This window comes from endosymbiont of Lamellibrachia barhami, assembly GCF_011947365.2.
In the GTDB taxonomy this organism is placed as follows: domain Bacteria; phylum Pseudomonadota; class Gammaproteobacteria; order Chromatiales; family Chromatiaceae; genus QGON01.
Window position 1 is genome coordinate 1,878,084 of the sequence record NZ_JAAVSH020000001.1, and the last position, 26,335, is coordinate 1,904,418.

Sequence of the window (26,335 nt, forward strand, 5' to 3'; positions counted from 1 at the left end):
TTGGTATACTTCCCGTTGGTTACGTATTGCTCCTTGCTCGCATTTATTACTGATTGCCTGCCTGCATCAGGCCGCCTCTGATCGGAATCCCCCAACCGGCGTGCAATCCTTGCATCATCGATACGCGAGGACTTGGAAGGTAAAAATTGCAAAATCGTCCATCTCGCGCCTTGAGCATCTTCATGATCCATCTCCGGGGGAGTGGTCCCGGGCGCGAACGGACCTTGACCCTGACACCCGACACATCGACCTCCTTCGGCGCTTTACGGCTTTTGAAGTGGCGTTTCCCAAAGGCACCACTCCAGATCTCACGGAATTCGACGGCATACTCCCTGGCGACTTTCTCATCCTGGAGAATGACAAGATGATTCAGGTTTTTCTGGGTACCGGTAGGGGTGAAGTTGGTGGAGCCTGTGAGTACCGCACTGCGATCCCGAACCATGAACTTCTGATGGAATATTCTGGGGTTATAGTCGAGTTTTGCATTGATGCCTGCACGATGCAGGGCGTTTAACATCGAACGGTTCTGCTCTTTTTTACCACACTGGACAAACACGTCATCAAGATCTTCGCGCTCGATGAGATAGTCCCCTCGAGCACAAGCCTGACGCTAACCCCATTATGCGCTGCGTTAACCAAAGCCCGGGCTATCGGTTCAGACTCAAGTTCCTGAATGGCCACATCGAGCTTTTTTTGTACCTGCCCGATAAACTCCACTATGGGAGATTCGAGATCATCCGGGCCGCCCAGTTCTTGCGGCCCCATATAGAGGCGGAGATCACCCCACTCAAGTGGCATTTGCCTGACTCCTTTCAGTAATCGTGAACCAAGCATCCAGGATGCCGGAATAAGGAACTATTCTAGTTTTAGCACTTAATCCTATAGCCTGCCAGCACGCATTCAAAGAGATATCGACAGGCTCAAAGCGATCCACATCTTCAGGCAATAAAAAAGGCAGAACCCTCAGGTCCTGCCTTTTCAAGTCCTCAACCCCCAAAAGGGAATGAGGCCTGCATTGCGTTCAATGCAATGCCAAATCGCAGCTCAATAACTTAGAGCGGTACGATGTTCTCTGCCTGGGGACCTTTCTGACCCTGGGTAACAGTGAACTCGACCTTCTGGCCTTCAACCAGGGTTTTGAAACCCGAGCCGGTGATGGCGCTGAAGTGTGCGAACACATCGGGGCCGGATTCCTGCTCGATAAAACCAAAACCTTTAGATTCGTTGAACCATTTAACGGTACCGGTGGTAGTAGACATAATCATATCCTATTAAATCAAGAGTAACTGAAGCCTTTTGACAGGCCGTTTAACTGGAAGCTTTGCTATTACTTATGAAAAACAGGACGAGGCATTAAAGACTGTCATCGAAAAAGTGTGCATAAACATAAATATAAGACGTACTTTCAGGTTCCACCGATTATATATAGCTTTTACCCATAGTCAACGAGTATTCCCATGAAAAAGAAACTTACAGCGATTGCTCACCGTAAGCCTTTGATTTCATTAGTTGAAATGAAGAATTTGAACTTCCGACCATTGGATTTATGAGTCGGAGAAGAAAACAAAATACCCTTATTTTTCTAACAGTTACCTTAGCATCGGAGGCCCACCTGTCATCTGGAACCCCAGGAACTTGCCAGTGCCAGTGTCCAGGCAGGGAATTTCATAACCAATTGCCTGGGAGGCACAAGCTCTCTTCTGATGTGATGGCACTCCAGCCAGCATAGGGATAGTCTATCCTGTCAACATGGAGGTATCCGACTATGCCTATTCAGTCCCAGGTGGAGCAGAGTCTGGCGGAGATCGATTTTGCCGGCCTTACCAACAAACGCAATTACTACCCCTCTCCCGCCGCCTGGGAGGATGAGCTACTCTATTTTCTCTTTATTGACCGCTTCTCCGACGGAAAGGAGTTCGGGAACTTCTCCGATATCGAGGGAGATCCGGTAAGCCCGGACGACAATCGCTCCACACCGCTTTTCAATCTCCAACATGATGCTTTCAGGGCCGATTGGGATCAATGGTTTCAGGATGGTCGCGGCTGGTGCGGTGGTTCCATCTCCGGCCTGCAAGACAAACTGGGATATCTCAAGCGCCTCGGCGTCAGCGCAGTCTGGTTGAGTCCGATTTTCAAGCAGGTAACGGGCAGTGACGACTACCACGGCTACGGCATTCAAAACTTTCTCGACGTGGATCCCCACTATGGAACCCGCGAGCAACTAAAAACGTTCGTGGCGGCAGCCCATGAGACCGGTATCCGGGTGATTCTCGACATCATCCTCAATCATGCCGGGGATGTCTTTACCTACAAGAATAACCATACCTATTTCTATCACCAGGGGAGACGCTGGCCGGTTCAGGGTTACCGGAAGAGACAAGGCGATCCCGGCAATGTCCCATTCGGGCATCTGGAAACCCATCCCGACGCCTGGCCGGACAGTGCCGTCTGGCCCAGCGAATTCCACTCCCCTGAAAGCTGGGCTGCGCAGGGACAAATCCGCAATTGGGATGCTTATCCTGAGTACCTGGACGGCGACTTCTTCAGCCTGAAGGAGCTGTATCATGGCCGGGCCAACAAAGACCCGGGAATCGCCTGGGACGTTCAGTGTCGCATCCGGGAATTTCACCACTCTCCAACCCTGGAACAACTCTGCAAGGTCTACCAGTTCTGGATTGCTTATGCCGATATCGACGGCTTCCGGCTGGATACCGTGAAACATATGGAGCCTGGCGCTGTGCGTTACTTCGCCAATGTTATCCACGAGTTCGCCCAGTCCCTCGGCAAGGAGAACTTCTATATCATCGGAGAGATCACCGGCGGGCGTGGCCACGCAGTGAATCTGGTCAACACCACCGGCATTGATGCCGCCCTGGGCATAAACGACATCCCGGACAAACTGGAATACCTGGCCAAAGGCTACCGCAGCCCGGGCAACCCTGATACCGATGAACACGAAGGCTACTTCGACCTGTTCCGCAACAGCCTTCTGGACGACAAGCACACCCACCAATGGTACGCAAAACACATCGTCACCATGTTCGATGACCACGATCAGGTGGGCACCAAGCATAAGTATCGCTTCTGTGGTGACCACCCCGAGAGTTACCGTTACCTGCCCCTGGCGCTGGGTTTAAATCTCACCACGGCGGGGATCCCCTGTATCTACTACGGCACCGAGCAAAACTTCAATGGCTCCGATCCGCGCAAGGACCGGGACGACTACAGTGATGCCTTTCTGAGGGAGTGCATGTTTGGTGGTCCCTTCGGATCATTTCAGAGCACCGGCAAGCACTTCTTCAAAGAAAACCATGAAACCTATCAGTTCATCCAACGGTTGAGTGAAGCCCGGAGAAAACACATCGCTCTACGCCGTGGCCGTCAATACCTGCGGCAGGTTTCGCAGGATGGAGAGCACTTCTATTACCCTGAACTTGTGGGTGAACAACTGAAATGGGTCGTGGCCTGGTCACGCATGTTCGCAAGCAGCGAATGCCTCTGCGCCATAAACACCGCGGACAAGGATTTGGAAGTTTGGGTTACCCTCGACCACCCCACCCATCGAGCAGCCGGAGAACTCAGCTGTCTGATCTCCACCGATTCCGGGCAGCAGGGACAGAGGGTTCCGGTACAGGCGCGCAATGGATCAGCCATTCATATTCGCGTACCGGCTTTTGGTTTTATTGTCTATGGGTGAAAGATGAAACATTAAATTGAGGATTAATAGGACTGCGCAGACCATCATGACCAGACTCATCCTCATTTATTCACGTTCCAGCGCCGGTGAATCCAGCGCTTCTTGCATTGTTTCATAGCCTAACTAAGACACCTTTTAAATATTTCCTTTTTCCACACTCAGCCACCTGACTGAACCCCATATCTAACTTCAATCCAGTGGATCATTGGGTATTACTCCCCATATAAGTTGTAGGTTTGCAGTGCAAAAATGAGCGCTATTCGATAGCCCACGCCATAATAATATCTGCGTGGAAATAGTCTTTTTTACACGGACTGACCATGACCCGAAAATGCGTTCTCATTGTGGACGATTCCCGCACTGCCAGGGAAGTTCTGAAAAAAAAGCTGATCACTTACGATATTGATATCGATAGCGTTGAATCTGCCGGAACCGCCGTTGATTATTTGGTGAAAAAACTTCCCGATGCCATTTTCATGGATTTCGAAATGCCGGGGATGGATGGCTACCAGACCTTGAGAGTGCTCAAGTCGAATGCCCGAACAGCAAAAATCCCTGTAATGATGTACACCTCCCGAGAGGAGGGGCTGACAGTCAGCCAGGCACGCGCCCTTGGCGCGGTTGGTGTATTGCCGAAACTGATGGGGAAAGAAGAGGTGCAAAGCGCAATGGAGCAACTCAATTTGCTCACGGCGCACGAGTCCACAGAGGTAGTCCTGGACCGAGTGGAAGACTTCGATGTAGAGAGTAGCGCCACGCATAAGGTCTCAGAGGGTGGCACAAAGATGGATGAGTCGATCAAAAGTGTTGAGTCAGCCCGAAACCATGATCAGACAAGGAAGCGAATGAAGCGAGTCTTCGACCTCGTGAAAGATTTTGGGACATCCCAGTCCCCAAAATCGACTCCTTCAAACAACCTATTGGTGTGCCCCAGTCGTCCCGGTCACTGACACTACGCGACAACCTCGCAAGCTCGTTGCCGCTCCGTAGTCGCTCCGAGATGACTTGACGCCGTGTTCGAATTACTACTTTGCTTCCTCTGGCGCGCTACGCGCACGACGGAGTAAGCAGTGCGGCCTCACGGCTACCGGGGAATACCAGCCTTCGCTTCGCTCTCCATGGCTGGCAGCGAGCGCGGATACTTGCACATCAGCATCGGTTGATCAATCAGGAATTCCAGGTCACTTCGCAAGAGACCCAGCAAAATCTGTTACAGCGTTTTGATGATGTCGAGGGGAAATTATCGGAAGCTAGACTCATGCTGGATAAAAAAGCTGGCCGACTTTCGAATGGAGGCTTGTTGGTACTGCTGCTGTTTTTCGCTGCGCTGCTCTATTGGACCATCGGCAAAGAGAGGGATCTGGAGCAGAAAAAATATGCCCGCCAACTGGCTGCGCTTGAACAGGACCGAGGGAGACTTGCCGATCAGATGAACATGCTTGAGCAGTTGACTGCCAGGCAAAGTGCTACGTCACAGATGTGGTAGTTGCGGAGGACGCAGCGGTCGCGATCAAGCGGATGCAGCAATTCCCACCGGATCTGATCCTGCTGGACTGGATGTTGCCGGGCATGAGCGGCATTGAGCTGGCCTCCCGCTTGAAGTCTGATCAGGTGACTGAATCGATTCCGATCATTATGATTACTGCCAAAGGCGAGGAGGATGACAAGGTCAGGGGGCATGAGACCGGTGCCGAAGATTATGTCACCAAGCCGTTCTCCGCCCGTGAACTACTGGCACGCATCCAAGTCCGTATTGCGGCGTGTATCCCCGCTATTTGACGAAAGCAGGATAGAGTGCAGCGGACTCTGTCTCGACCCGGCAAGCCATCGCGTGATGGTACAGGACAAAGCCGTTGAACTGGGCCCCACTGAGTTTCGCCTGCTGCATTTTTTCATGACGCACCGCGAGCGGGTCTACTCCCGCTCACAACTACTCGACCGGGTCTGGGGCATCAATATCTATATCGAAGAGCGTACGGTCGATGTGCATATCCGTCGTCTGCGCAAGGCGCTGGAACCCTATACACTTGAAACGATGGTGCAGACGGTGCGAGGTGCGGGTTACCGTTTCTCTTCACAACCCTGACCTAACGCTGTTCCATTCAATCGAACTGTAACGGTTTTGCCATATTGGAGCGGGTGGGATTGTGGAATGAGGTGAAAGATCGTCTGGAAGAACCTGGCACCGGCAACTCCATGCGGTACCTTAATCACGCAATGCCCGATCCGCGACGCTTGATCGGGCCTACGTCTGAAATGTGCATGTTATTTGTTACTTCAGACTAAAACATCTCCTGCGGGTCGACATCCACCGACCAGCGTACCTTGCGCGCGTTGGGCAGTCTCTCCAGTTGGGCGATCCACTGCCTGAGCCACTGCTGCAGATTGCCGCGGTCGTTGGCCTGGATCAGCAGATGAGCGCGTACTTTGCCCGCCCGTCGTTCCATGGGTGCAGGAACGGGTCCCCAGAAACTCAGCTTGTCAGCCCCCGGAATCTGTTGCCCGGCAGTTGCCGCCACTTCCAGAAAATCGTTCGGATCGGTCTTTCCAGTTGCTTCCGCACGTAGCAGCACCTGGTGGCTGAAGGGAGGCAGTTCCGCCAGGCGCCGTTCCGCCAGCGCTTCTTGCGCAAAGGCGCAGTAGCCCCGATTGATCAGGGTGTGCAGGAGCGGATGGTCCGGATGGCGGGTCTGGATCAGCACCCGTCCTGGTTTGTTGGCCCGGCCGGCGCGGCCCGCCACCTGCATGAGCAGTTGCGCCATGCGTTCCGAGGCGCGGTAGTCGGTGCCGAAGAGTCCCTGATCGATATCGATAATGCCCACTAAAGTGACATCAGGGAAGTGGTGACCCTTGGCCAGCATCTGGGTGCCGATGAGCAGTGGGAAATGCCCGGCACGAATCCCTTTCAGCAGTTGTTCCAGGCTGCCCTTTCGCCGGGTGGAGTCCCGGTCGATGCGGGCGATGGGCGTATCGGGAAAGTGCTGCTGTAGCGCGGTTTCGAGTCGCTCGGTGCCTTGTCCCAGTGGGCGCAGTTCAGGGCTGCCGCACTCCGGGCAGTGGGTTGGCTGGCGTCGTTGAAAGCCACAGTGGTGGCACCAGAGCAGTTTACTGTTGAGGTGCAGCGTCATGCGTGCATCGCAGCGGGGGCAGTCGGAGAGCCAGCCGCAGGCGTGGCAGGTGATGACCGGGGCAAACCCACGTCGGTTGAGAAAGAGCATTGCCTGCTCTCCGCGTTGCAGGGTTTTGCCGATGTTTTTCAACAGCGCAGGGGAGAGGCCGCCATCGAGTCTGGCATTGCGGATATCCAGCAGGTCCATCTTCGGCAGGCTGGCGCCACCCACCCGCTCCGGCAGTGCGATGTGCCGGTAACGCTGCAGTTCCACATTGCGCAGACTTTCAAGGGAAGGTGTCGCAGAGCCAAGCAGCACTGGACACCCTGCGCGACTGGCGCGCACCACCGCGAGATCCCGGGCGGAGTAACGAAACCCCTCCTGCTGCTTGAAGGAGATATCGTGCTCTTCGTCGACGATAATCAGTCCCAATTCCGGCATGGGGGTAAATACGGCGGAGCGGGTGCCCACCAACACTCTGGCCGTCCCATCGCGAACTGAGAGCCAGTTGCGTTCGCGTTCTCCATCTGCGAGGCCCGAATGGAGTAGTGAAACGCTGCCGCCGAGTCGCCGTTCGAAGCGACGGATCAGCTGTGGGGTGAGGCCGATCTCCGGCACCAGCACGAGCGCCTGCCCGCCCCGCTGCAGGGCCAGCTCGATGAGCGAGAGATAGACTTCGGTTTTGCCGCTACCGGTAACGCCTTCCAGCAGAAAGGGGGCAAAATTGCCGAAGTGGGATGCGACCTCTCCGGTCACCGCTTTCTGTGTTTCTGTCAGGGTGAGGCTGGTGGGTGTGACTGTGTGCGGTTGATCAGCAGGTCGTGTCTCAAGCAAAACGGGTTCGATCCAGCCTTTTTGCCGCAAGGTTCGCAGTATGGCGCTGCAGTCACCGCACTGTTGTGCCAGGTGGTTTGTGGTGAGTCCTTCTCTTGTGGTCGACAGGGCCTGCATGAGGCTCCGCTGTCTCGGGGCGCGCTTCAGGCTGGCGGATTCGATGGCCCGTCCCGCCTGAGTCTGCCGCCACCCCTTGCGGCCGTTGCCGGTGGATAGCGCGCATTTGCGCAGTTTCACCGGCAGGGCGTGGAAAAGTACATCACCAAGGGGGTGCTGATAATAGTCTGCGCTCCAGTGCAGCAGGGCGATGTCCTCTGCGCGGAGCAGGGCTTCCTGGTCGATGACCGCCTCAATCTCTTTCAGCCGGTCGCTGGCAATTTCACTGTGGGAGGGGGTATCCCAGAGTATGCCGCAACGGCTGCCTCGGCCAAAGGGCACCTTGAGGCGTATGCCGGGAGTGAGATCTGTCCCCGTCTCCACTGTTGGAAGGTAATCGAACAAGGTGCGCAGTGGCCCCGGCAGGGCGACGCGGAGAAAGCGGTGACTCGTCATGCCGGGACTCTATCACTAGACATGATGTTTCACGAGGCGAAACAAATCAGTTTTTCGAACGAGGCGAAAAATGGTGTCCCTGCCAGAAAAATCACTGACTTAGCGGTGAAGTTTGGGGTTGCGGGGTTTTTCCACAGAATCTGTGGATAACTCTGTGGGGAAATTTCAGGTGTTTGCCTCCAGGCCTTGAAAATAGTGGAGATCTGTTAATCTGCGCAATATTTGCACTGTTTTGTAAATTACAGGTAAAACAATGAGTTACATAATATCATCTGTTACTTATTTGCAAAGTGTGTCGAGTGGGAGGAAATTCCTGTAGAGAAACAGTCAGTTGTGAATAAGCAAGTCTATTTGACGGCGCGGGATGGTTGTTTGGGTGGGTTGTCAACCCTTTTCTGGCTGAAACGTTAGAGAATATAGGGATAGGGCATCTGCGGCTTCTGGTGGCGGTTTCCACGTCCGTGCATAATCACAGGGTGAAGTGGGCGTGGGGAGGCCGGAGTGGGGACTCTGCTTTGAGGCAGGACCGAACGGAACAGAATCAGCAGGCGTTGGACGCATTTCTTGCCGGGGTCGAGCGACGGGCTTTTCTCATGGCGCGGAGCGCAACCGGGCAGCCTGAGGAGGCGTTGGACCTGGTGCAGGATGCCATGTTTGCCTTTGTCCGTGGTTATGGAAAGCGGCCAGAAGATGAGTGGGGGGCGCTGTTTCACCGAGTGATGCAGAATCGTATTCGCGACTGGTATCGCCGTCATAAAGTCCGCAGCCGCTGGCGGGTCTGGTTCGGTGGCGAAACTGCGGATGATCGGCGGGAAGATCCGATCCAGACTGCACCGGATCCGGCGATGCCGGATCCTGCCCGTGCACTGGCGCGCAGCGATGTGGGGGATGCCTTGGTGGAGGCGGTTGAAGCCCTGCCGCTACGGCAGCAGCAGGCATTCATTCTGCGCACCCTTGAGGGTCTTGATGTGGCGCAGACTGCAGCAGCGATGGGTTGTTCCGCAGGCAGTGTCAAGACCCATCTTTCGCGCGCCATGCTGGCGTTGCGAAAAAAACTGAAAGATCATTGGCCATGAACAGAGAGCAGGACAAGGCATTTTCAGACTGGGCGAAAGCCAGGCTCGATGAGCAGATGGAGACGCTCGATGGAGAGACGCTCTCCCGTCTGCGGCAGATACGTGCCAATGCGGTGCAGGAGGCCAAGTTGCAGAGACGCACACTCTGGAGCCGGGGTTTGGCCTTTGCCGGTGTGGATGGCGGGGGCAATGGCATGTCTTGGGTGCCTGCTGGTGGCTTAGCGATGGTGGCGATGTTTTTGGTCGTTTCTGTGTTGTTCATGCAGCGGTCGGTTGATGGTCTCTCTGCGGATTTTCTGCCCGTGATGGAGATCATTGCTGCGGAGGATGAGATCGAGCTCTACGAGAACCTGGATTTCTATCGTTGGCTGGAGGCGGGTGCAACGGATGGTTCTGCATGAATTCGTCGAAAAGGCGCATGCCGATGGCTCTCATCTGTTGTGGAATCCTGACCCAGAGTGCTGTGGCGGAAGAGGCGTTGTCGATGGAGATGTTGGAGTACCTGGCGGCATGGGGGGAGCTGGAAGACGGCGAATTGGTGGATCCGGTGGAGCTGCTGGAATCATCGCCGCAGTTGGAGATGTCAATGCCGGAGGACGCGCGGCCGGTGGAGGGGGAACAAAGATGAAGAGACATTTTGGTCTCGTGGTGTTGTTTTGCTGCCTCTCTCTGCTGACTGGGCCGCTGTTGGCTGAAGTTGTAGCCTGGGAAGATCTGCCGCCTAAAGAGCAGAGGCTGTTGAAATCGGTGGAGCCGAATTGGGATGCACTGCCGGAAGAGAAACAGAAGCTGTTGCGCAAAGGCGCTAACCGCTGGCACAAGATGACGCCTGAACAGAAGGCGAAGGCCAGGAAAAACCTGGCGCGCTGGAAATTGTTGTCCGAAGGAGAGAAGCAGCAGCTGACCAGCAAGTATGAGTTGTTCCAAAAACTGAGTCCGGAACAGAAAAAAAAGCTGCGCAAACGCCGGGAGTGGTTCAAAAACCTGTCGCCGGAAAAGAAGCGTAAGTTGCGGCAGCGATGGCAAAAGTTGAAGCATGACCCGCAAGCAGAACAGAAGATCAAACGCTGGCTGGATCGGCAGCCCTGATGCCCAACTGGCAGTCCATCGTCGATCATATCGGTGAGGCCATCGGCGAGCCTTTCAGTCCGGCTACACCACGTTCCGTTGGCGGAGGATGTATCAACTCCGCAGTCAAACTCCAGGATGGCGAACGTACGGTTTTCGTGAAGTTCAACCGTGGGTCGCTAATCGATATGTTCGAGGCCGAGTCGGCAGGGCTGGATGAGATGGCGGCTACTGGCGCCATTCGCATTCCGCAACCCTATTGTACCGGTGTGGTCGATGGTCAGGCCTATCTTGCCATGGAGTATCTGGAGTTGGGGCGCAGTGGTTCCGAGGGCGCTGCATTGGCCGGGAGACAGTTGGCGGAGATGCACCGGACTGTGCAGTCAGCGTTTGGCTGGTGGCGGGACAACACTATCGGCTCAACATTTCAGTCGAACACGCCAGACGAAAGCTGGCCGCTCTTCTGGCAGCGCCGGCGCCTCGGTTTCCAGCTGGAACTTGCCGGCCGCAATGGATACGGCGGGGCGCTACAGCGCATGGGGGAACGGCTTCTGTCGGCGTCTCCTGCGCTGCTCGACCATAGTCCCAAGGCATCTCTGCTGCATGGAGACCTCTGGGGGGGGAATTTAGCCTACGATCTACAGGGGAATCCGGTTATCTTCGATCCAGCCGTCTACTTTGGAGACCGTGAGGCAGATCTGGCGATGACGGAGCTGTTCGGTGGATTCGGTGGCGACTTCTATGCAGCCTACCATGAGGCCTGGCCGTTGGATCCAGGTTACTCAACCCGCAAGACGCTCTACAATCTCTATCATATCCTCAACCACCTGAATCTTTTTGGTGGCGGGTACCTGGGGCAGGCAAGCGGAATGATGGAGCGGCTGCTTGCCGAGTTGGGTTGAGGTTGCCGTCCGGTAGGGGTTGAAATCAAACCGCTGGACGCTATAGTCATTGCCCACCGCTCTGTCCGGTTTGACTCCAATTCTTAGCCATCAAAAACAGCGCGCTGTCGTATTTACGCGACGGTGTGGCGTCGAATTCCAAGGGGGTTAAGGTAATCCCTTATTGCATAGAGCGTATTCATTCATGTTTAATGCGGCGTAACGAGTACAAATAGCCCTCGATAAGAAGTGGCTAACTCAATAATACTCAGGCGGTTTTTAATTTGAATGCCGTCCAACAGGAGGAAGCATTAATGCAACTGCGCAAGCTTGTCGCCGCAATCGCGGTCGTTCCGGTACTTTTGTCCGCCGAGGCTTTTGCCGGCGTTTCCAAGGATCTCCCCATGCCTTCAGGCACGCCGGATGCCAACGCCATCGCTGATCAGGTCTACTTCGTCAACCACTTCTATTCGCTGAAGAACTACGGCATCACCAAGAAAGGCAGAACTTTAACCGTGCTGATCAACAAGTCGCAAGGCAAGAAGCCGACCACTATTGCGCTGGAACGGTATCTGAACAACGATTACAGCGGTGGGGCGATCAACGCAATGGATCTGGCGATCTTCCGCTCCGGTAAGCTTAGGGGCACCGGTATGTTGATCACCGACTACGCCGATGAAAACAAGAGCCAGGCCTACGCCATCTGGCTGCCTGCGCTGCGTAAGATCCGCCGTTTTGCAGAGCCGGCCCACGATGATGCCTGGGGCGGCACCGACTTCACCTTTGGTGATGTCACCCTGCGCAAGCCGAAGCATGAGACCCACGAACTGCTGGGGACAGAAACCTTTAACGACTGCCTGGGGTCCATTCCTGGCGTGAAGGTCAAGAATCTGAAAAATCCGCCGGATGCCGCTTGCCAACACAAGGGCAAAGAGGTCTACAAGCTGAAGAGCACCACCAAGAAACAGAACTGGTGGTATGACCATCGAGTCAGTTACGTCAATACCAAGACCTTTGCCGATTACCGCACCGAATTCTTCAAGGGTGGCGACAAGATCAAGGTGATCGATCGCAACTGGGTCAGTCTCGATCAGGATGATCCACGTGCTCAATCCTGGGCCTACTGGTATGGCAAGACCTTCGCTTCCGGCCATGAGACCTGGGCGGTGATTCCTGATGCGGTTGTGAAATTCAACCAGGATTGGAAGCAAAGTAAATGGTCGGAGAAGACGCTGCGTAAGATCAAGCGTTAACGTTTAAGGGCAGAGGTGCCGGAGAAGGCATTGCTGCCATAACAACAGACGGACCGCCCAATAGAGGCGGTCCGCACTAAAAAATTAGTCGGCACACCCTGGGGATTCTGCTGCTGGCTACCTGCGAGGTTTTGGGAGGATTTATGTATAAGCGCTCCGTGCTCTATCGGTCCATGCTGGCGGCAATGCTGCTGCCTGGTGCCGCACTGGCTGATATCGAAGTCAGTGGTTATCTGAAAAATGAAACTGCAGTCTTTACCAAGTCGGGTCAGCGGACCGGTCAGGCCAAGACCATGCTGGACACCGCCGAACACAATGCCGGCGACCTGATGAAGTTCGAGAACTCCGCGCGTATCTTCTTCAATGGCGATATTGGTGAAGAGAGTTCATGGCACGGTGAGTTGAACCTGATCTACGATACCGAAGGTGTCGATGATTACAAAGGCCACGAGAGCGATACGCAGAACGACTGGTTCAGGGAACTCTACCTCGATACCGTCGCTTTTGGCTGGGACTTCCGTCTTGGTAAGCAACAGGTGGTCTGGGGAACAGCAGATGGTATCAAACTGCTTGATATCATCAACCCTACCGACTACCGCGAGCTCAACCAGAACGCTATGGAAGATGCGCGTATACCGATCTGGATGCTCAACGCGGAAAAGAATATTGGTGAGAGTGGAAATATCCAGTTCATTGTTTCACAGGTGGAACAGAACAAGATCCCAGGCCTGAATGCCTCTGGTGATCCAGAGCAGCCCTTTCTGATGAAGGGTGTCGACTCCATCACCGGTGGCGTCAATGGTTTTCTTAACGTAGCGCCTGCACTGTCGAAGGTGGCGCAGAGTTTTTCCGATGCGGCGCTTCCTTTCTTTGGTTCACCCATCGGTCTGGTTCCCTTTACTACCTTTACGGTCGACTTTTTCGTGAACGGTCCGGCGGCTATGGGAGGCAACGACGGTGATCCGTCCGCATTGAACGGTATCGCACAGTATGGTCTTTTTGCCGGTGACCCGAACGGTAACTACGGTGTGACCAATCTGATGCCAATCACCGGGCTGTTGCCGACAGATACGGGCTGGAATCCATTGAATCCCACCTCGGCCTTTGAGTACATGGGGAATGCGACATTCTCCACCTTCAATACCTTTGCCAGTGCGACGAGTCGCTATGTGACCGACTATCCGGATGATATGGACGCCAACTTTGGTACTCGTTATAGGCACAGTATGGATAGTGGACTGAACTTCTCGGTGAACTATTTCTACCATTACGATGCGAATCCATTCATTGAAATGGACTGGTACGACCCCAACACCAACGAAAAGCTGCAAGTTCAGCGGGTAACGCCGGGTGCCGGCGGCATGCCGGATACGACGACCAATCTTACCGCTGCTCAAGTCGGTAGTGATTTGACGGTTGATTCGACCACAACGATCCTGGTCAAGAACGCGGCAGGTGCGTATTACGGAGACTTTGATCCAGTCACGGGTGCACCGAACGCTAACACCACAGCGCCTGAACTGCGTTTTACGGAAAAACTGAATCGCATCCACAGTCTCGGCGGCGCCCTCGATTATGCGTGGGATACAGGTTCCATGGGATCGATTGTGCTTAGAGGCGAGGTTCTCTACAACAAGGATGAGATGCAGCCCGTGGTTGACAAACGGCTGCTGGCTGTTGGCGACCTTACCAATGCGCTGGTTATGGAAGAGGCAGACATGCTCAAGTATGTGCTGGGCGCGGATGTCACCGTCATGACCAACATGCTGGTAAGTGCCCAGTTCATCCAGTTCTGGAATATGGACTTTATTGATGTGGATCGAACCTGTAAAACGCAGGTGGGTGGAGAGTTCGACTGCTCCAGATACACCGGCGACATGCCCACCATGAACATGAGCAACGGCATGTACAAGGCGGAGGAGTTCAAGGAGTTCTACTCACTCTTCTTCTCCAAGCCTTTCGGTGGTTCCCAGGAGCATCGCTGGAACAACATCGTCATGTACGAAGAGAATGGCGGCTGGTGGAACCGTTTCGACGTGGAGTACAGCTTCACCGACGAGATCATCGGCGCCTTCGAGTGGAACAACTATTGGGGTGAAGAGAATACGACTTTTGGCCAGTTCGCTGACTCATCAAATGTACAGCTGGGACTCAAGTGGATCTTCGAATAAGTTTTCTATGATATCTGTATTTTGATCTAAACTTAGGCAGACAGCGGCATATTACCGCTGTCTGCCTTTTCTTTTTTACCCTTCCGGTAGAGGTCTTCGCTATGAGCGATGCTGCAACCAATAACAAATCAAATAACTCATTGGCCGAACGTTATGCGGCCTTTGTAGTCCGTCACCGCAAACCGCTGATGTTTCTGTTGTTGATCATGACGGTCATCACTGCGCTGCAGGTCAAGAATCTGGATATGCGCAACGATCCTGATACCCTGTTGCCGCCCAGTAACCGCTATGTCGCTACCAATCTCTATGCCGAGCATAACTACGGCATGGGCAATCTGATGGTTGCCACGCTGCGGATCAAAGAGGGTGATGTCTACCAGGATTGGTTTATCAACAAGGTACAGGAGATCCATGAAATATTGGTCTCTCTGGATACCTCCCGGCCTTCCAACTTCATCGACATCGCGGCGAAGAAGATCAAATATATGGGGGCGGATGAAAATGGACTCGTTTTCAAACGGCTGATTCCCACCGAAGGCATCAGCAGTGACCCTGCAACGGCCAAAGAGCAGCTCGCCTTTCTAAAAGAGGGTATCGAAGCAAACCCTGTAATGGGGCCGATGTTGGTGGGGTTTGAAGACACGGATGGCAATAAATGCGAATTTTCTGAGCGCATCGCAAAAAACTGTATCGCCAAATCGCTCTTTATCATTGGTGACTATACCGACGAGGTAAAAGAGATCTACCTGCCCTGGGTACGTGAAGTACGTGCCATGATGGATGAGCATGGTGCGGATGACCGCTATGAGCTTTTGGTGGCGGGTGAGCCCTACTTTCTTGCCTGGATGCTGGCGGACCTGGTCAACAAATGGTGGCTCTTTGTCATCTCATTGGTGATCGTGGTTGCGGCGCTCTGGTTTGAGTTTCGCAACTGGCGCGGGGCGCTGTTCCCGATGATTGGCGTCGGCGCGACCATCATTTTGACCCTCGGTCTGATGGGTTTTACTGCATTCAAGTTGACTACCATGATGGTGCTGACTCCGATGTTGCTGTTGGCGATCGGTATTGGGCACTCGGTACAGGTGACCCGCCGATTTATGCAGGAGCAGGCGAAGGGGGTTGAGTGCGAGACCGCCGCCAAGATTTCGATCTCCCATACTATCGTGCCGGCCACGCTCTCAATCGTGACCGACATGGTGGGTTTTGCCACCCTGGCGACGGTGGATATCTCCTTCTACAAGGCATACGCCTACTTCGGTATGTTCGGCATGCTGACCCTGCTGTTCTCAACCACGACATTGATTCCATTGCTGATGCTCAGCTTTCCCTGCAATAAAGTGGAGGCGAATCAGGAAGAGGCCGAACTCGAACGGGGGTGGGAGACCAAGGTGGGGGGCTTCATCTCCGGTCTGCTGGCAGGACCGGGCAAATGGCTGCCGATTGCTTTTGTCGCGTTGATCTTCGGTGTGTCGACCTACTATACCGATATCCTCAACGGGACTTCCGACGATCTGATGCCTGGCGTGGAGAAGGGGATCAACTACTCCCGTGCCGCATTCAAGGAGCAGTCAATCACCATTCAGCAGATCGAACGTCTGAATGAGATCATGCCCGGGGTTATCTCCGTGACCGTGCCGATTCGAGGCAAGGAGCCGGTGGTGGAAACCTGTGTCGACGAACCCTTTCCTGAAGAACTCTTCGATATCGAGGATATGGGCGAGCGCCTGGTACAGTGCGAGAAGTACAAGACAAAACTTGGATGTTGGGATCCCGATCCCTGCGGGGCTCAGGGAATCTTCAATCAGGCAGATGTGTTGGCGGATATCGAGGCGATGGAGGAGTGGATGCGCGCCCATAAGTTTATCGGCTTCACCGGCTCCTATGCGCAGTACATCCGTCTCCTCAACATGCTGTTGACTGCTGAGCCGGGCACCATGCCGGACATCAAGGATCTCTACATCCCGACCTCTGCCAAGCTGCGCAGCATCGATCCGGAAGACGATCGCAGTGGTGACGATATTGTGCAGCTCTACAATGGTCTGCTGGAGACCATGACCGATGATGGTGACATGGACTCCTTCGTTGCAGGATTGGGTGATGGCGTGATAATGGAAGCTTTATCCAGCACCATGGGTCCGAAGGGGAACCCATGAAGGTCACCCGTGGTGGTCAGCAACGGTAATATCGGGGATCACAAGAATGGTCCGGTTTTAGCAGGTCGAAGGTTGTTCGGTCTGCGCGCGGGTCCGGTGGAAGACCTGTCGGGGTGACCTGTGGGGTTATCCGTGGAGGGACCCGGCTATGTCAGGCCTGCGGTTGGCGGTTTCCTTGGGGCGACAGAGGCGACCCGGGAAGTCAACGGTTGCTTAGCTGGCTCTCGGTCCACATGCTGGTAGCGATGATCTTCGTCTAAATTTGCGGCACTGATATTCCGCTCGGTGACGGTTTCGACGATCTGGTTGTTTGTACGTTTGTCGCTCTCTATGCCCAGTACGGTCTTGGCGGCTACTTCACCAGCGTGAAGAACTGGTCCGGCAATCTCGCCTTCCATCTGCAAGTTGCATTGAGTATCGCCAATGGGACTGGGTGTCGACTACGGCATCTATATGATCTCGCGGCTTCGAGAGGAGATGCAGGCCACCGCCGGTTGGACAAAGTCGCTGGAGAACACCCTGAACACTACCGGATCTGCGGTCATTGTCTCCGTACTGGTGTTGCTGGGCTGTTCATCCGCTGCTGGTGTTGATCCAGCGGAAGCACGGGGATTGGGTATCGTTGAGCGCTTCTGATCGATGTGGTGACGGCGCTGTGATGTGCCTTACTGGGGAATACTCAGTCGCGGTGTAGTACTCGGTGATCACAACCATCACAGCAGTCAGCGCCAGACCGATCAGGGAGGAGCCAAACAGCGCTATGACCGGGTTGGTGACGCCTTCGATTACCACGTCAGCCATCATGTGGTCAGTGACAAAGTAGAAGGCCACTGCGGCGATGATACCGGCAACGGCCAGACCCTTGTAGAGGGCGATCATGATCCTGGCATCACCCTCTTTCGTCTGCACGAAATAGGTGCCGATTATGGAAGCGATGATGGAGACGCCGCCGAGCACCAGTGGGTAGGTGATCGCAGAGCCACCGGTGACCAGCAGGCTACCAAGCAGCATGGTGGCGACCACGGTGACCGCGTAGGTCTCGAACAGGTCGGCGGCCATGCCAGCGCAGTCGCCCACGTTGTCGCCCACGTTATCGGCGATAACGGCAGGGTTGCGTGGGTCATCCTCAGGGATGCCCGCCTCTACCTTACCGACGATGTCAGCGCCCACATCCGCACCCTTGGTGAAGATGCCGCCGCCGAGTCGGGCAAAGATGGAGATCAGCGAGCCACCGAAGGCGAGGCCGACCAGCGCGTGCAGTGCATCACCGTCGGAGACGCCCATGCTGTGGAGGACGGCGTAGTAGCCGGCGACACCCAGCAGACCCAGGCCAACCACCAGCATGCCGGTGATGGCGCCGCCGCGAAAGGCGATCTGCAGTGCGGCGTTGATGCCGTTGTTGGCGGCTTCTGCGGTACGCAGGTTGGCGCGAACCGAGATGTTCATGCCGATGTAGCCGGTAGCGCCGGAGAGGATGGCGCCAATGGCGAAGCCGATGGCGGTGGCGGTGCCGAGGGCCGCCCACAGTACGACGAACATGATCGCGCCGACGATGCCGATGGCAGTGTACTGGCGGTTAAGGTAGGCGGTGGCGCCCTCCTGTATGGCAGCGGCGATCTCTTTCATTCGATCGTTGCCTTCCGGCTGTGCCAGTATCCATTTGATGGATACAACTCCATAAGCCAGTGCAGCAACGGCACAGACCAGACTAAAAATTAGTTCGTTACTCACGTAGGAACCCTCCTCAACGTATTAATAGATTGGATAACGGTTTTTTGGTCGATATTTCTTCGGTCGCTAGCCGCGCTTCCCCACGCGCAGACTTACTACTTTCTAATATTCCTAAATGCCAAATCTTTGACTCGAATCAAATCAGGCAAAAAATATAGAGGGGCGCTGAAACAGCCCCCCACGATCTTTGGCCTTAGATTTCGAATTTTTCCAGCTTCTGCGGCACTGCCGCGCCTTTCATGGTGACGTACTTGGGCATTCCATTGTCGTCATACTCGGGGTAGGACTCGCCCTTGATCAGCGGGTAGAGGTACTCCTTGCATTTGTCGGTGATACCGAAGCCGTCTTCGGTGATGAAATCCATCGGCATCATCTTCTCGACATTGGCGACCTCGCTCAGCGGGGCTTCACCGATGCTCCACTTGTAGGGATTGGAAGATTCGCGAACCACGGTCGGCATGATGGAATTCTTGCCTTCCAGCGCCTTTTCCACAGCGGCCTGGCCCAGGGCATAGGCCTGCTCGACGTCAGACTCAGAGGCCAGGTGACGAGCCGCGCGCTGCAGATAGTCGGCCACTGCCCAGTGGAACTTGAGGTCCAGGGCATCTTTGACCATGTTGGCGACGATCGGAGCTGCGCCGCCCAGCTGGGCGTGACCGAAGGAGTCGCGGGTGCCCTGTTCGGCCAGGAAAGTACCATCAGGGTAGTGGGCGCCTTCGGAGACGCAGATAGTGCAGTAGCCGTGCTCTTTCACCTTGGCATCGACTGCAGCGATGAATTTCTCCTTGTTGAACTCGATCTCAGGGAACAGGGTGACAACCGGGATGCCGTAGTCCTCGACCAGCGCGCCAGCGGCGGCGATCCAGCCGGCGTGACGACCCATTACTTCGATTACGAAGATCTTGGTGGAGGTGGCAGCCATCGAGCGCACGTCGTAGGAGGCCTCCAGGGTGGAAACGGCAATATACTTGGCTACGGAACCGAAGCCTGGGCAGTTGTCGGTGATCGGCAGGTCGTTGTCCACGGTCTTCGGCACATGGATTGCCTGAACCGGGTAGCCCATTTTTTCGGAGAGCTGGGAGACCTTGTAGCAGGTGTCGGCAGAGTCGCCGCCGCCATTATAGAAAAAGTAGCCGATGTTGTGGGCCTTGAAGATCTCGATCAAACGCTCATATTCACGCTTGCTCTCCTCCAGCCCTTTCAGTTTGAAGCGGCAGGAACCGAAACCGCCGGAAGGGGTGGTCTTCAGTGCGGCGATATCCTCTGCGGACTCCTGGGAGGTGTCGATCAGATCTTCGGTCAATGCACCGATGATGCCGTTGCGGCCGGCGTAGACGTTGGCAATCTTGTCGCTGTGCTTGCGGCAGGTCTCGATGACGCCACAGGCGGACGAGTTGATGACTGCGGTCACGCCGCCGGACTGGGCGTAGAAGGCATTCTTTGCTGTCATATCTGGCTAACTCCCTAATTTAATAGCGGAAAAATGGATATTGTCTGGAACTTTATTTCAGGTCGCCCCGCTCTTTGGCCGCATAATCGGCCTGTGTCTGCAGCAGGGAGACGATACATTCGGTCAAATCGTCATATTCATGGACGCCGGTACCGTACTGCTGGTATCCCCGGTAGAAAAATTGGCAGCGGTATCTACGGTCGCCCGTCTTGAACAGCACGAAGTTGCACTCTTCCTCGTTCCAGTAGACGACAGGGCAGCTTGTGAGCTCTCTGTCAGAGAGCATCAGACGTATCTCTGCGTCTGCGAGCTGCAAAGGCACATCGCGATCGTAGCGCTCTTTGAGGGTGGTATCGATGATCCAGCGCTCTGTGTCGGTAATATCTGAAATTTCCGGCATGGGGGGGAAGGTCTGCAGTCCGTCAATTAAATCAAGCCCAGAGTCGCCGGGCCACGGAGGTCGAAGCATAATCGATTGCCCCGGATGAGTACATAAACTTCGTTGACTTTAGGGGGATTCTTATATTAGCTTACCCAAGCTGATCAACGGCGGCCAATCCAAAACTTGGATGCAGTCATGGAATTTCCTAATTAGCTGATGGTGTAGGGCATGGGACAGCGTTTTTTTCGCTTCCTCCAGCGTTTGGGACATGGGTGTTTATCCAAATTTGGCTGCGGGTTGGCCACACATTTAAGATACCACTTAACTAAAGGGGAGTGGCGATGAGAATCGTTCTGCTTGGAGCGCCAGGATCGGGTAAGGGAACCCAGGCCAAAAAGATTGTGGGGAGATACGGGATTCCCCAGATCTCCACCGGGGATCTGCTGCGGGCTGCTGTGGCGGCGGAGTCTGAACTGGGCAGGCAGGCCAAGGAGGCAATGGAGTCGGGGCACCTGGTTTCCGACGATATTGTCCTGGCCATGATCCGGGAGCGTCTGCAGGCCCAGGATGTGAAGGAGGGATACATTCTCGACGGTTTCCCGCGCAATCTTGCTCAGTCCGAGACCCTTGACGGCATGCTTGATGCGTTGGGTCAGCCTTTGGATCTCGCGATACTCATCCATGTGGAAACCGATGCGCTGATGGAGCGGCTCGTGGGGCGGCGCAATTGCGAGTCCTGCGGTCAGATGTACAACATCTACAGCAATCCCACTATCGTCGAAGGTGTGTGCGACAAGTGCGGCGGCAAGCTGCATCAGCGGGTGGATGATAATGAAGAGACCATCAGTCATCGGCTGCATGTCTATGACAACCTGACCGTGCCGCTGATCGATCATTATGATGAACAGGGCAAGCTACGTCGGATCGAAGGCGCAGGGGAGATCGAAGAGATCTTTGCAGGCGTTTGTCAGATTCTGGATGGAGTCGCTGCATCCCCTGTAGCTGAGGTGGAGACGCCGCTGCCGGAAAAGGATGATGAGGTGATGGAACCGGAACAGATTGCACCACCCGAGCCGGAGTCTGAGCCTGAGGTTGTTGCGGTGGTCGAGTCAGAGCCGGTCGCAGTGATGGAGGCGGTTGAAGAGAAAGTGCCTGAGAAAATCACGGTGGCGGAAGAGAAGGTTGTTACGAGGAAGAAGGCGCCAGCCAAGAAAAAGGTGAAGGCGAAGAAGAAGGCCTCCTCTAAGAAAAAGGTAGCTGCTAAGAAGAAGGTGTCCACCAAGAAAAAGGCATCGACGAAGAAGAGGGCCTCCTCTAAGAAAAAGGTAGCTGCTAAGAAGAAGGTGTCCACCAAGAAAAAGGCATCGACGAAGAAGAAGGCCTCCGCCAAGAAAAAGGTGGCCGCAAAGAAGAAGGTGTCCAGCAAGAAAAAGGCATCGACGAAGAAGAAGGCCTCCGCCAAGAAAAAGGTGGCTGCGAAGAAGAAAGTGTCCAGCAGGAAAAAGGTGAAGGCGAAGAAGAAGGCCTCCGCCAAGAAAAAGGTAGCTGCGAAGAAGAAGGTGTCCACCAGGAAAAAGGTGAAGGCGAAGAAGAAGGCCTCCGCCAGGAAAAAGGTAGCTGCAAAGAAGAAAGCGTCCACCAGGAAAAAGGTGAAGGCGAAGAAGAAGGCCTCCGCCAGGAAAAAGGTGGCTGCGAAGAAGAAGGTGTCCAGCAGGAAAAAGGTGAAGGCGAAGAAGAAGGCCTCCGCCAAGAAAAAGGTGGCTGCGAAGAAGAAAGCGTCCACCAGGAAAAAGGCATCGGCGAAGAAGAAGGTCTCCGCCAAGAAAAAGGTAGCTGCGAAGAAGAAGGTGTCCACCAGGAAAAAGGTGGCGGCGAAGAAGAAAGCCTCCTCTAAGAAAAAGGTGGCTACCAGGAAAAAGGTAGCCGCAAAGAAGAAAGTGTCTTCCAAAAAGAAAGCGGCTGGAAAGCGGCGGCGGTAGCCCCACTCAATCCATTGCCTGATGAGAAAGGACTCCCTGAATTGGGAGTCCTTTTTTGTGGCGCCCAGAGAGCTTGTCGGTGGGGCGCCGCTCCCACAATTTAATTAATTACTCCCTCCGATTGCGGAGGAGATAGTTAATTCTTTTTTTCACCCGCTCGCCGGAATTCAGTGCCGTGGCACCCGGAGCAAGGTGGGATGTGCCCGGTTTTTTTGAAATGCATCTCTTTGCCGCAGCTTGAGCAGATCAGTGTGCCGGGCCCGGTGACCTCACCTGTGTGGTATCGGGATGCCTCTTTTGCCCGTTCTGCGATCTTGTTCAGCTCCAGCTTGGTCTGATCCGCCACTCTGGAGAACATTTCGATCATTCGGTCTTCCACCTGATGGACATCAAACTGCCACCACTCGGATAGCTGTTCCCCGGTCTCAATCAAGTAGTGCGCGGCATCTTTCACATCCCGCTCGACATAGCCGGCGACCTTATCCGCCTCCTCGCGGCTCAGTTCACCCAGTTCGACGGCCTTCTCCTTGGCATCGTCAAAATAGTCCTTGAGACCCGGGATGGCATTCTCCTTTGTCGATTCAATGGCATCATGCACATGCTCGAGAATCTCCTCATAAGCGTCTGTGAGTCTGTCCAGTGGATTTTTGTTGTCGGGATCTGTCATGGTCTGCTCCTTACCGCGGTCTCACCGCAATTTTCTGGTTCTTCTATTAGTAATAATGGATGAAATTTACGCGTTGGCAAATGATCCGGGCCAATTGAGATGGTCTTCGAACCAGGAATGGTGAAATTTACTGACCGTTTCATGAGAAACTCTGTTATTACCCATTGGCTGCAATGGTGCGCAGGCTGCACCCAAATTTGAGAATCTTCGTGACCACCACAATGAATGAAATCGACCGGAAACGTTTTCGTGAAAGCCTCAGACGCTCCACAGCGAATGATCAATTTCTTGATCGTTTTTACGACCGCTTCGTTGGCCAATCCGATGAGGTTGCGGCTTTTTTTCATAACCGGGATATGCCGCAAATCAAGCAGAAGTTGCTTACCACCCTGGAGATGCTGGCTGACACAACAGAGGGTCAACCGGGACTGGGGATGTACATGGAGATGCTGGGAAAGATACACCGGCGCCTGAATGTGGAACCTCGTTTTTTTGCCGGTTGGCGAAAGGCATTGGTCGAGACAGTGGCGGAATGTGATTCGGAGTTCAGTGAAGAGACTCGTCTTGCCTGGGAGCGGGCGATCGACCATGTGATTGAGCGAATGTCCGACCCAACTTCCTGAATGTCTGAGGTTAGGTTATCCTTCCGCGATTATCCGAACACATTTTCCCGAAGCCGGACCATGCAAAATACCTACGACCCCCGTCAGATAGAACAACAGACCCAGGCTCATTGGGAGAAAGAGAAGACCTTTAAGGTGGTTGAAGATCCATCGAGGGAGAAGTTTTACTGCCTCTCCATGTTTCCCTATCCCAGCGGCAAGCTGCATATGGGGCATGTGCGTAACTACACTATCGGGGACGTGATCGCCCGCTATCAGCGTATGCAGGGAAAAAATGTGCTGCAGCCAATGGGTTGGGATGCATTTGGGCTGCCGGCAGAGAACGCGGCGCGCAAGAACAAGGCTGCGCCTGCGGGCTGGACCTACGACAACATCGAATATATGAGGCGGCAGCTCAATAGCCTCGGTTTCGGTTATGACTGGGACCGGGAGTTGGCCACCTGCCGGCCCGACTACTACAAATGGGAACAGTGGCTCTTCACAGAGCTCTATAAAAAAGGTCTGGTCTATCGCAAGAACGCGGTGGTCAACTGGGATCCTGTGGATCAGACTGTGCTTGCCAATGAGCAGGTGATCGACGGCCGCGGCTGGCGTTCCGGGGCGCTGGTGGAGCGCCGCGAAATCCCCCAGTGGTTCATCAAGATTACCGACTACGCCGATGAGCTGCTTGATGAGATCGATAATCTGGAAGGCTGGCCCGACCAGGTACGCACCATGCAGCGCAACTGGATCGGCCGCTCTTTCGGTGTGAAGATGGCGTTTGGTATCGAAGGCTCGGATGAGAGCCTGACCATCTTTACCACCCGCCCCGATACGCTCATGGGCGTTACCTATGTGGCGGTAGCTGGTGAGCACCCGCTCGCGCTGCAGGCTGCGAAGAGCAATACTGAAATCGCCAGGTTCGTTGATGAGTGTCGCCAGGTCGGCACCTCCGAGGCGGATCTGGAGACCATCGAAAAGAAGGGTATGCCCCTGGGTATCAACGCGATCCATCCGGTGAGCGGCGAGCCTGTGCCAATCTATGCTGCCAACTTCGTGCTCATGGGCTACGGTACCGGCGCAGTGATGGCGGTGCCCGGTCACGACGAGCGCGACCATGTCTTCGCCAGCAAATACGGTATCCCGATCAAACAAGTGATTCACCCGGTGGATGGCACAAATATCGACATCCAGGCCGCCGCCTACATCGAAAAGGGTGTGCTCAAGGATTCCGGCCCCTTCAACGATCTCACCTCCGAAGCGGCTTTCGATGCCATCGCCGAGTGGCTGCAGGCGCGTAACAAGGGAGAGAAAACCAAGAACTTCCGCCTGCGCGACTGGGGTGTCTCCCGCCAGCGCTACTGGGGTACGCCGATCCCCATGATCCACTGCGACAAGTGCGGCACCGTGCCGGTCCCGATGGCGGATCTGCCGGTGGTGCTGCCGGAGGACTTCGTCTACGACGAGGACACGATCAATCCGATCAAGGCTGATGGCGAATTTGCCAAATGCAGCTGTCCCGAGTGTGGCGGTGCGGCCCAACGTGAGACCGATACCTTCGATACCTTTATGGAGTCGAGCTGGTACTACGCCCGCTACACCTGCCCCGGCGCCGAGACCATGCTCGATGAGCGGGCTGACTACTGGCTGCCGGTGGACCACTACGTCGGCGGTATCGAACATGCGGTGTTGCATCTGCTCTACGCCCGTTTTTTCCACAAGCTCATGCGCGATGTGGGGCTGGTGCAGAGCAGCGAGCCATTCACCTGCCTGTTGACCCAGGGCATGGTGGTGGCGGAAACCTACTACCGGGATCAGAGTGACGGCTCCAAGCATTGGTACAACCCGGCTGAAGTGGAGGTGGAACAGGACGAAAAGGGCCGGCCGCTGAGCGCCAGCCTGGTGGCCGATGGTCAGCCGGTGAAAATCGGCGGTATAGAGAAGATGTCGAAGTCGAAGAACAACGGCATCGATCCCCAATCGCTGATCGACCGCTACGGTGCCGATACCGTGCGTCTCTACACCATGTTCACCTCGCCGCCGGAGCAGTCGCTGGAGTGGAATGACGAGGGGGTTGAGGGTGCATTTCGCTTTCTCAAACGTCTATGGGCGTTAGCTGTGAAGGGGTCGGAGTCGTTTTTCGATAAATCGAAAAACGACTCCGACCCCGAGATGGGGGAAGCACTGAAGGATATGCGGCGTGAGATCCACGAAGCGCTGAAAAAAGCGGTTTTCGATTATGAGCGCCAACAGTTCAATACCGTCGTCTCCGCCTGCATGACCATCGTCAACACCCTCTATAAGTTGGGTGACGAGAAGGCGGATCTCATCGTGCTGCATGAAGGTCTCGGCATCGTCTTGCGCCTGCTCGGTCCCATCGCCCCCCACGTCAGTCATCATCTGTGGCGTGAACTGGGTTATGGCGATGACATCCTGACCGCAGACTGGCCCCAACCTGACGAGAATGCGCTGAAGCAGGAGAGCATTCAGTACGTCATCCAGGTCAACGGCAAGGTGCGGGCCAAGATTCAGGTGCCGGTGGATGCGGATAAGTCGAAGGTGGAAGAGATTGCCCTCTGCAATGATAATGTGCAGAAGTTCGTTGGTGATGCCACCGTGCGCAAGGTCATCGTTGTACCCAACAAACTGGTGAGCATTGTTGCCAAGTAGCTGGGTCGAAGGAAAATGGCGTTCCGGTAAAATGCAGAGCCGTAGGCCCGATCAAGCGT

At 54.9% G+C, this 26,335-nt stretch carries 22 protein-coding genes and 3 pseudogenes; 16 read left to right on the forward strand and 9 right to left on the reverse strand.

The features are described 5' to 3' along the window. Positions 1-46 precede the first annotated feature (46 nt). The 3 genes from G9Q73_RS08375 to G9Q73_RS08385 all read right to left on the reverse strand — a co-directional run bounded on the left by G9Q73_RS08375 (position 47) and on the right by G9Q73_RS08385 (position 1,259). The gene (locus G9Q73_RS08375) at positions 47-517 is read right to left on the reverse strand and encodes a phospholipase D-like domain-containing protein (RefSeq protein ID WP_177419378.1); all 471 of its coding nucleotides are present in this window, start codon (positions 515-517) and stop codon (positions 47-49) included. Continuing rightward, on the reverse strand, positions 511-798 hold the full coding sequence (locus G9Q73_RS08380) for a phospholipase D-like domain-containing protein (protein WP_177419379.1): 288 nt from the start codon (positions 796-798) through the stop codon (positions 511-513). The genes G9Q73_RS08375 and G9Q73_RS08380 overlap by 7 nt, the downstream gene beginning before the upstream one ends. Before the next feature lie 254 nt (positions 799-1,052). Further along, positions 1,053-1,259 carry a cold-shock protein gene (locus G9Q73_RS08385; RefSeq protein WP_177419380.1) on the reverse strand — a complete coding sequence of 69 codons (207 nt, stop codon included), beginning with the start codon at positions 1,257-1,259 and terminating at the stop codon, positions 1,053-1,055. 506 nt (positions 1,260-1,765) lie between these two features. Here G9Q73_RS08385 and G9Q73_RS08390 point away from each other — a divergent pair. The 4 genes and pseudogenes from G9Q73_RS08390 to phoB form a co-directional block, all read left to right on the forward strand. Next, on the forward strand, positions 1,766-3,697 hold the full coding sequence (locus G9Q73_RS08390) for an alpha-amylase family glycosyl hydrolase (RefSeq protein ID WP_177419381.1): 1,932 nt from the start codon (positions 1,766-1,768) through the stop codon (positions 3,695-3,697). 320 nt (positions 3,698-4,017) lie between these two features. Next, positions 4,018-4,647, forward strand: coding sequence for a response regulator (locus G9Q73_RS08395; RefSeq protein WP_177419382.1), 630 nt, complete (start codon positions 4,018-4,020; stop codon positions 4,645-4,647). 308 nt (positions 4,648-4,955) lie between these two features. Next, positions 4,956-5,183, forward strand: a complete 228-nt coding sequence (locus tag G9Q73_RS08400) for a hypothetical protein (RefSeq protein WP_177419383.1) — start codon at positions 4,956-4,958, stop codon at positions 5,181-5,183. Further along, positions 5,183-5,783, forward strand: a pseudogene (gene phoB, locus G9Q73_RS08405) (phosphate regulon transcriptional regulator PhoB); the annotation flags it as partial. The gene G9Q73_RS08400 and the pseudogene phoB, both read left to right, overlap by 1 nt. A gap of 196 nt (positions 5,784-5,979) precedes the next feature. Here the strand turns inward: phoB and G9Q73_RS08410 are convergent. Continuing rightward, complete coding sequence (locus G9Q73_RS08410) at positions 5,980-8,193, reverse strand: primosomal protein N' (protein ID WP_177419384.1); 2,214 nt, start codon at positions 8,191-8,193, stop codon at positions 5,980-5,982. Positions 8,194-8,708: 515 nt separating this feature from the next. Here G9Q73_RS08410 and G9Q73_RS08415 point away from each other — a divergent pair. From G9Q73_RS08415 to G9Q73_RS08450, 8 genes are all read left to right on the forward strand, one after another. Next, a complete protein-coding gene (locus G9Q73_RS08415; RefSeq protein WP_177419385.1) occupies positions 8,709-9,269 on the forward strand; it encodes an RNA polymerase sigma factor in 561 nt (186 codons plus the stop codon). Next, complete coding sequence (locus G9Q73_RS08420) at positions 9,266-9,670, forward strand: DUF3619 family protein (RefSeq protein ID WP_177419386.1); 405 nt, start codon at positions 9,266-9,268, stop codon at positions 9,668-9,670. Before G9Q73_RS08415 ends, G9Q73_RS08420 begins: the two co-directional genes overlap by 4 nt. Continuing rightward, the gene (locus G9Q73_RS08425) at positions 9,667-9,897 is read left to right on the forward strand and encodes a hypothetical protein (RefSeq protein ID WP_177419387.1); all 231 of its coding nucleotides are present in this window, start codon (positions 9,667-9,669) and stop codon (positions 9,895-9,897) included. Before G9Q73_RS08420 ends, G9Q73_RS08425 begins: the two co-directional genes overlap by 4 nt. Further along, positions 9,894-10,358 carry a DUF3106 domain-containing protein gene (locus G9Q73_RS08430; protein ID WP_177419388.1) on the forward strand — a complete coding sequence of 155 codons (465 nt, stop codon included), beginning with the start codon at positions 9,894-9,896 and terminating at the stop codon, positions 10,356-10,358. The genes G9Q73_RS08425 and G9Q73_RS08430 overlap by 4 nt, the downstream gene beginning before the upstream one ends. Next, positions 10,358-11,239, forward strand: coding sequence for a fructosamine kinase family protein (locus G9Q73_RS08435; protein WP_177419389.1), 882 nt, complete (start codon positions 10,358-10,360; stop codon positions 11,237-11,239). Before G9Q73_RS08430 ends, G9Q73_RS08435 begins: the two co-directional genes overlap by 1 nt. A gap of 293 nt (positions 11,240-11,532) precedes the next feature. After that, positions 11,533-12,471 (forward strand): outer membrane lipoprotein-sorting protein, encoded by a 939-nt coding sequence (locus tag G9Q73_RS08440; protein ID WP_177419390.1) that lies wholly within the window; start codon positions 11,533-11,535, stop codon positions 12,469-12,471. A gap of 143 nt (positions 12,472-12,614) precedes the next feature. Then, the gene (locus tag G9Q73_RS08445; RefSeq protein WP_177419391.1) at positions 12,615-14,642 is read left to right on the forward strand and encodes a DUF1302 domain-containing protein; all 2,028 of its coding nucleotides are present in this window, start codon (positions 12,615-12,617) and stop codon (positions 14,640-14,642) included. 101 nt (positions 14,643-14,743) lie between these two features. Next, positions 14,744-16,795, forward strand: coding sequence for an MMPL family transporter (locus G9Q73_RS08450; protein ID WP_246345136.1), 2,052 nt, complete (start codon positions 14,744-14,746; stop codon positions 16,793-16,795). A 146-nt stretch (positions 16,796-16,941) separates the two neighbouring features. Here G9Q73_RS08450 and G9Q73_RS19555 read toward each other — a convergent pair whose 3' ends face one another. Further along, complete coding sequence (locus tag G9Q73_RS19555) at positions 16,942-17,193, reverse strand: hypothetical protein (RefSeq protein ID WP_246345138.1); 252 nt, start codon at positions 17,191-17,193, stop codon at positions 16,942-16,944. Positions 17,194-17,218: 25 nt separating this feature from the next. On the opposite strand from G9Q73_RS19555, the gene G9Q73_RS19560 reads away from it, so the two are divergent. Continuing rightward, the gene (locus G9Q73_RS19560) at positions 17,219-17,431 is read left to right on the forward strand and encodes an MMPL family transporter (protein WP_246345140.1); all 213 of its coding nucleotides are present in this window, start codon (positions 17,219-17,221) and stop codon (positions 17,429-17,431) included. A gap of 9 nt (positions 17,432-17,440) precedes the next feature. Here the strand turns inward: G9Q73_RS19560 and G9Q73_RS08455 are convergent. The 3 genes and pseudogenes from G9Q73_RS08455 to G9Q73_RS08465 form a co-directional block, all read right to left on the reverse strand. Next, positions 17,441-18,526 (reverse strand): annotated as a pseudogene (locus tag G9Q73_RS08455) (sodium/proton-translocating pyrophosphatase); the annotation flags it as partial. 193 nt (positions 18,527-18,719) lie between these two features. Beyond that, entirely contained in the window at positions 18,720-19,976 is a 1,257-nt protein-coding gene (locus tag G9Q73_RS08460; RefSeq protein WP_177419392.1) for a 6-phosphofructokinase, read from the reverse strand. 52 nt (positions 19,977-20,028) lie between these two features. Then, a complete protein-coding gene (locus G9Q73_RS08465) occupies positions 20,029-20,376 on the reverse strand; it encodes a hypothetical protein (protein WP_177419393.1) in 348 nt (115 codons plus the stop codon). Positions 20,377-20,699: 323 nt separating this feature from the next. On the opposite strand from G9Q73_RS08465, the pseudogene G9Q73_RS19565 reads away from it, so the two are divergent. Further along, a pseudogene (locus G9Q73_RS19565) lies at positions 20,700-21,335 on the forward strand (adenylate kinase); the annotation flags it as partial. 1,138 nt (positions 21,336-22,473) lie between these two features. Here G9Q73_RS19565 and G9Q73_RS08475 read toward each other — a convergent pair. After that, a complete protein-coding gene (locus G9Q73_RS08475) occupies positions 22,474-23,004 on the reverse strand; it encodes a zinc ribbon-containing protein (RefSeq protein ID WP_177419395.1) in 531 nt (176 codons plus the stop codon). A 209-nt stretch (positions 23,005-23,213) separates the two neighbouring features. On the opposite strand from G9Q73_RS08475, the gene G9Q73_RS08480 reads away from it, so the two are divergent. Together G9Q73_RS08480 and leuS are read left to right on the forward strand one after the other, a co-directional pair. After that, a complete protein-coding gene (locus G9Q73_RS08480) occupies positions 23,214-23,627 on the forward strand; it encodes a globin (protein ID WP_304956581.1) in 414 nt (137 codons plus the stop codon). A 60-nt stretch (positions 23,628-23,687) separates the two neighbouring features. After that, positions 23,688-26,276 carry a leucine--tRNA ligase gene (gene leuS, locus G9Q73_RS08485; RefSeq protein ID WP_177419396.1) on the forward strand — a complete coding sequence of 863 codons (2,589 nt, stop codon included), beginning with the start codon at positions 23,688-23,690 and terminating at the stop codon, positions 26,274-26,276. The last annotated feature ends 59 nt before the right edge of the window (positions 26,277-26,335 follow it).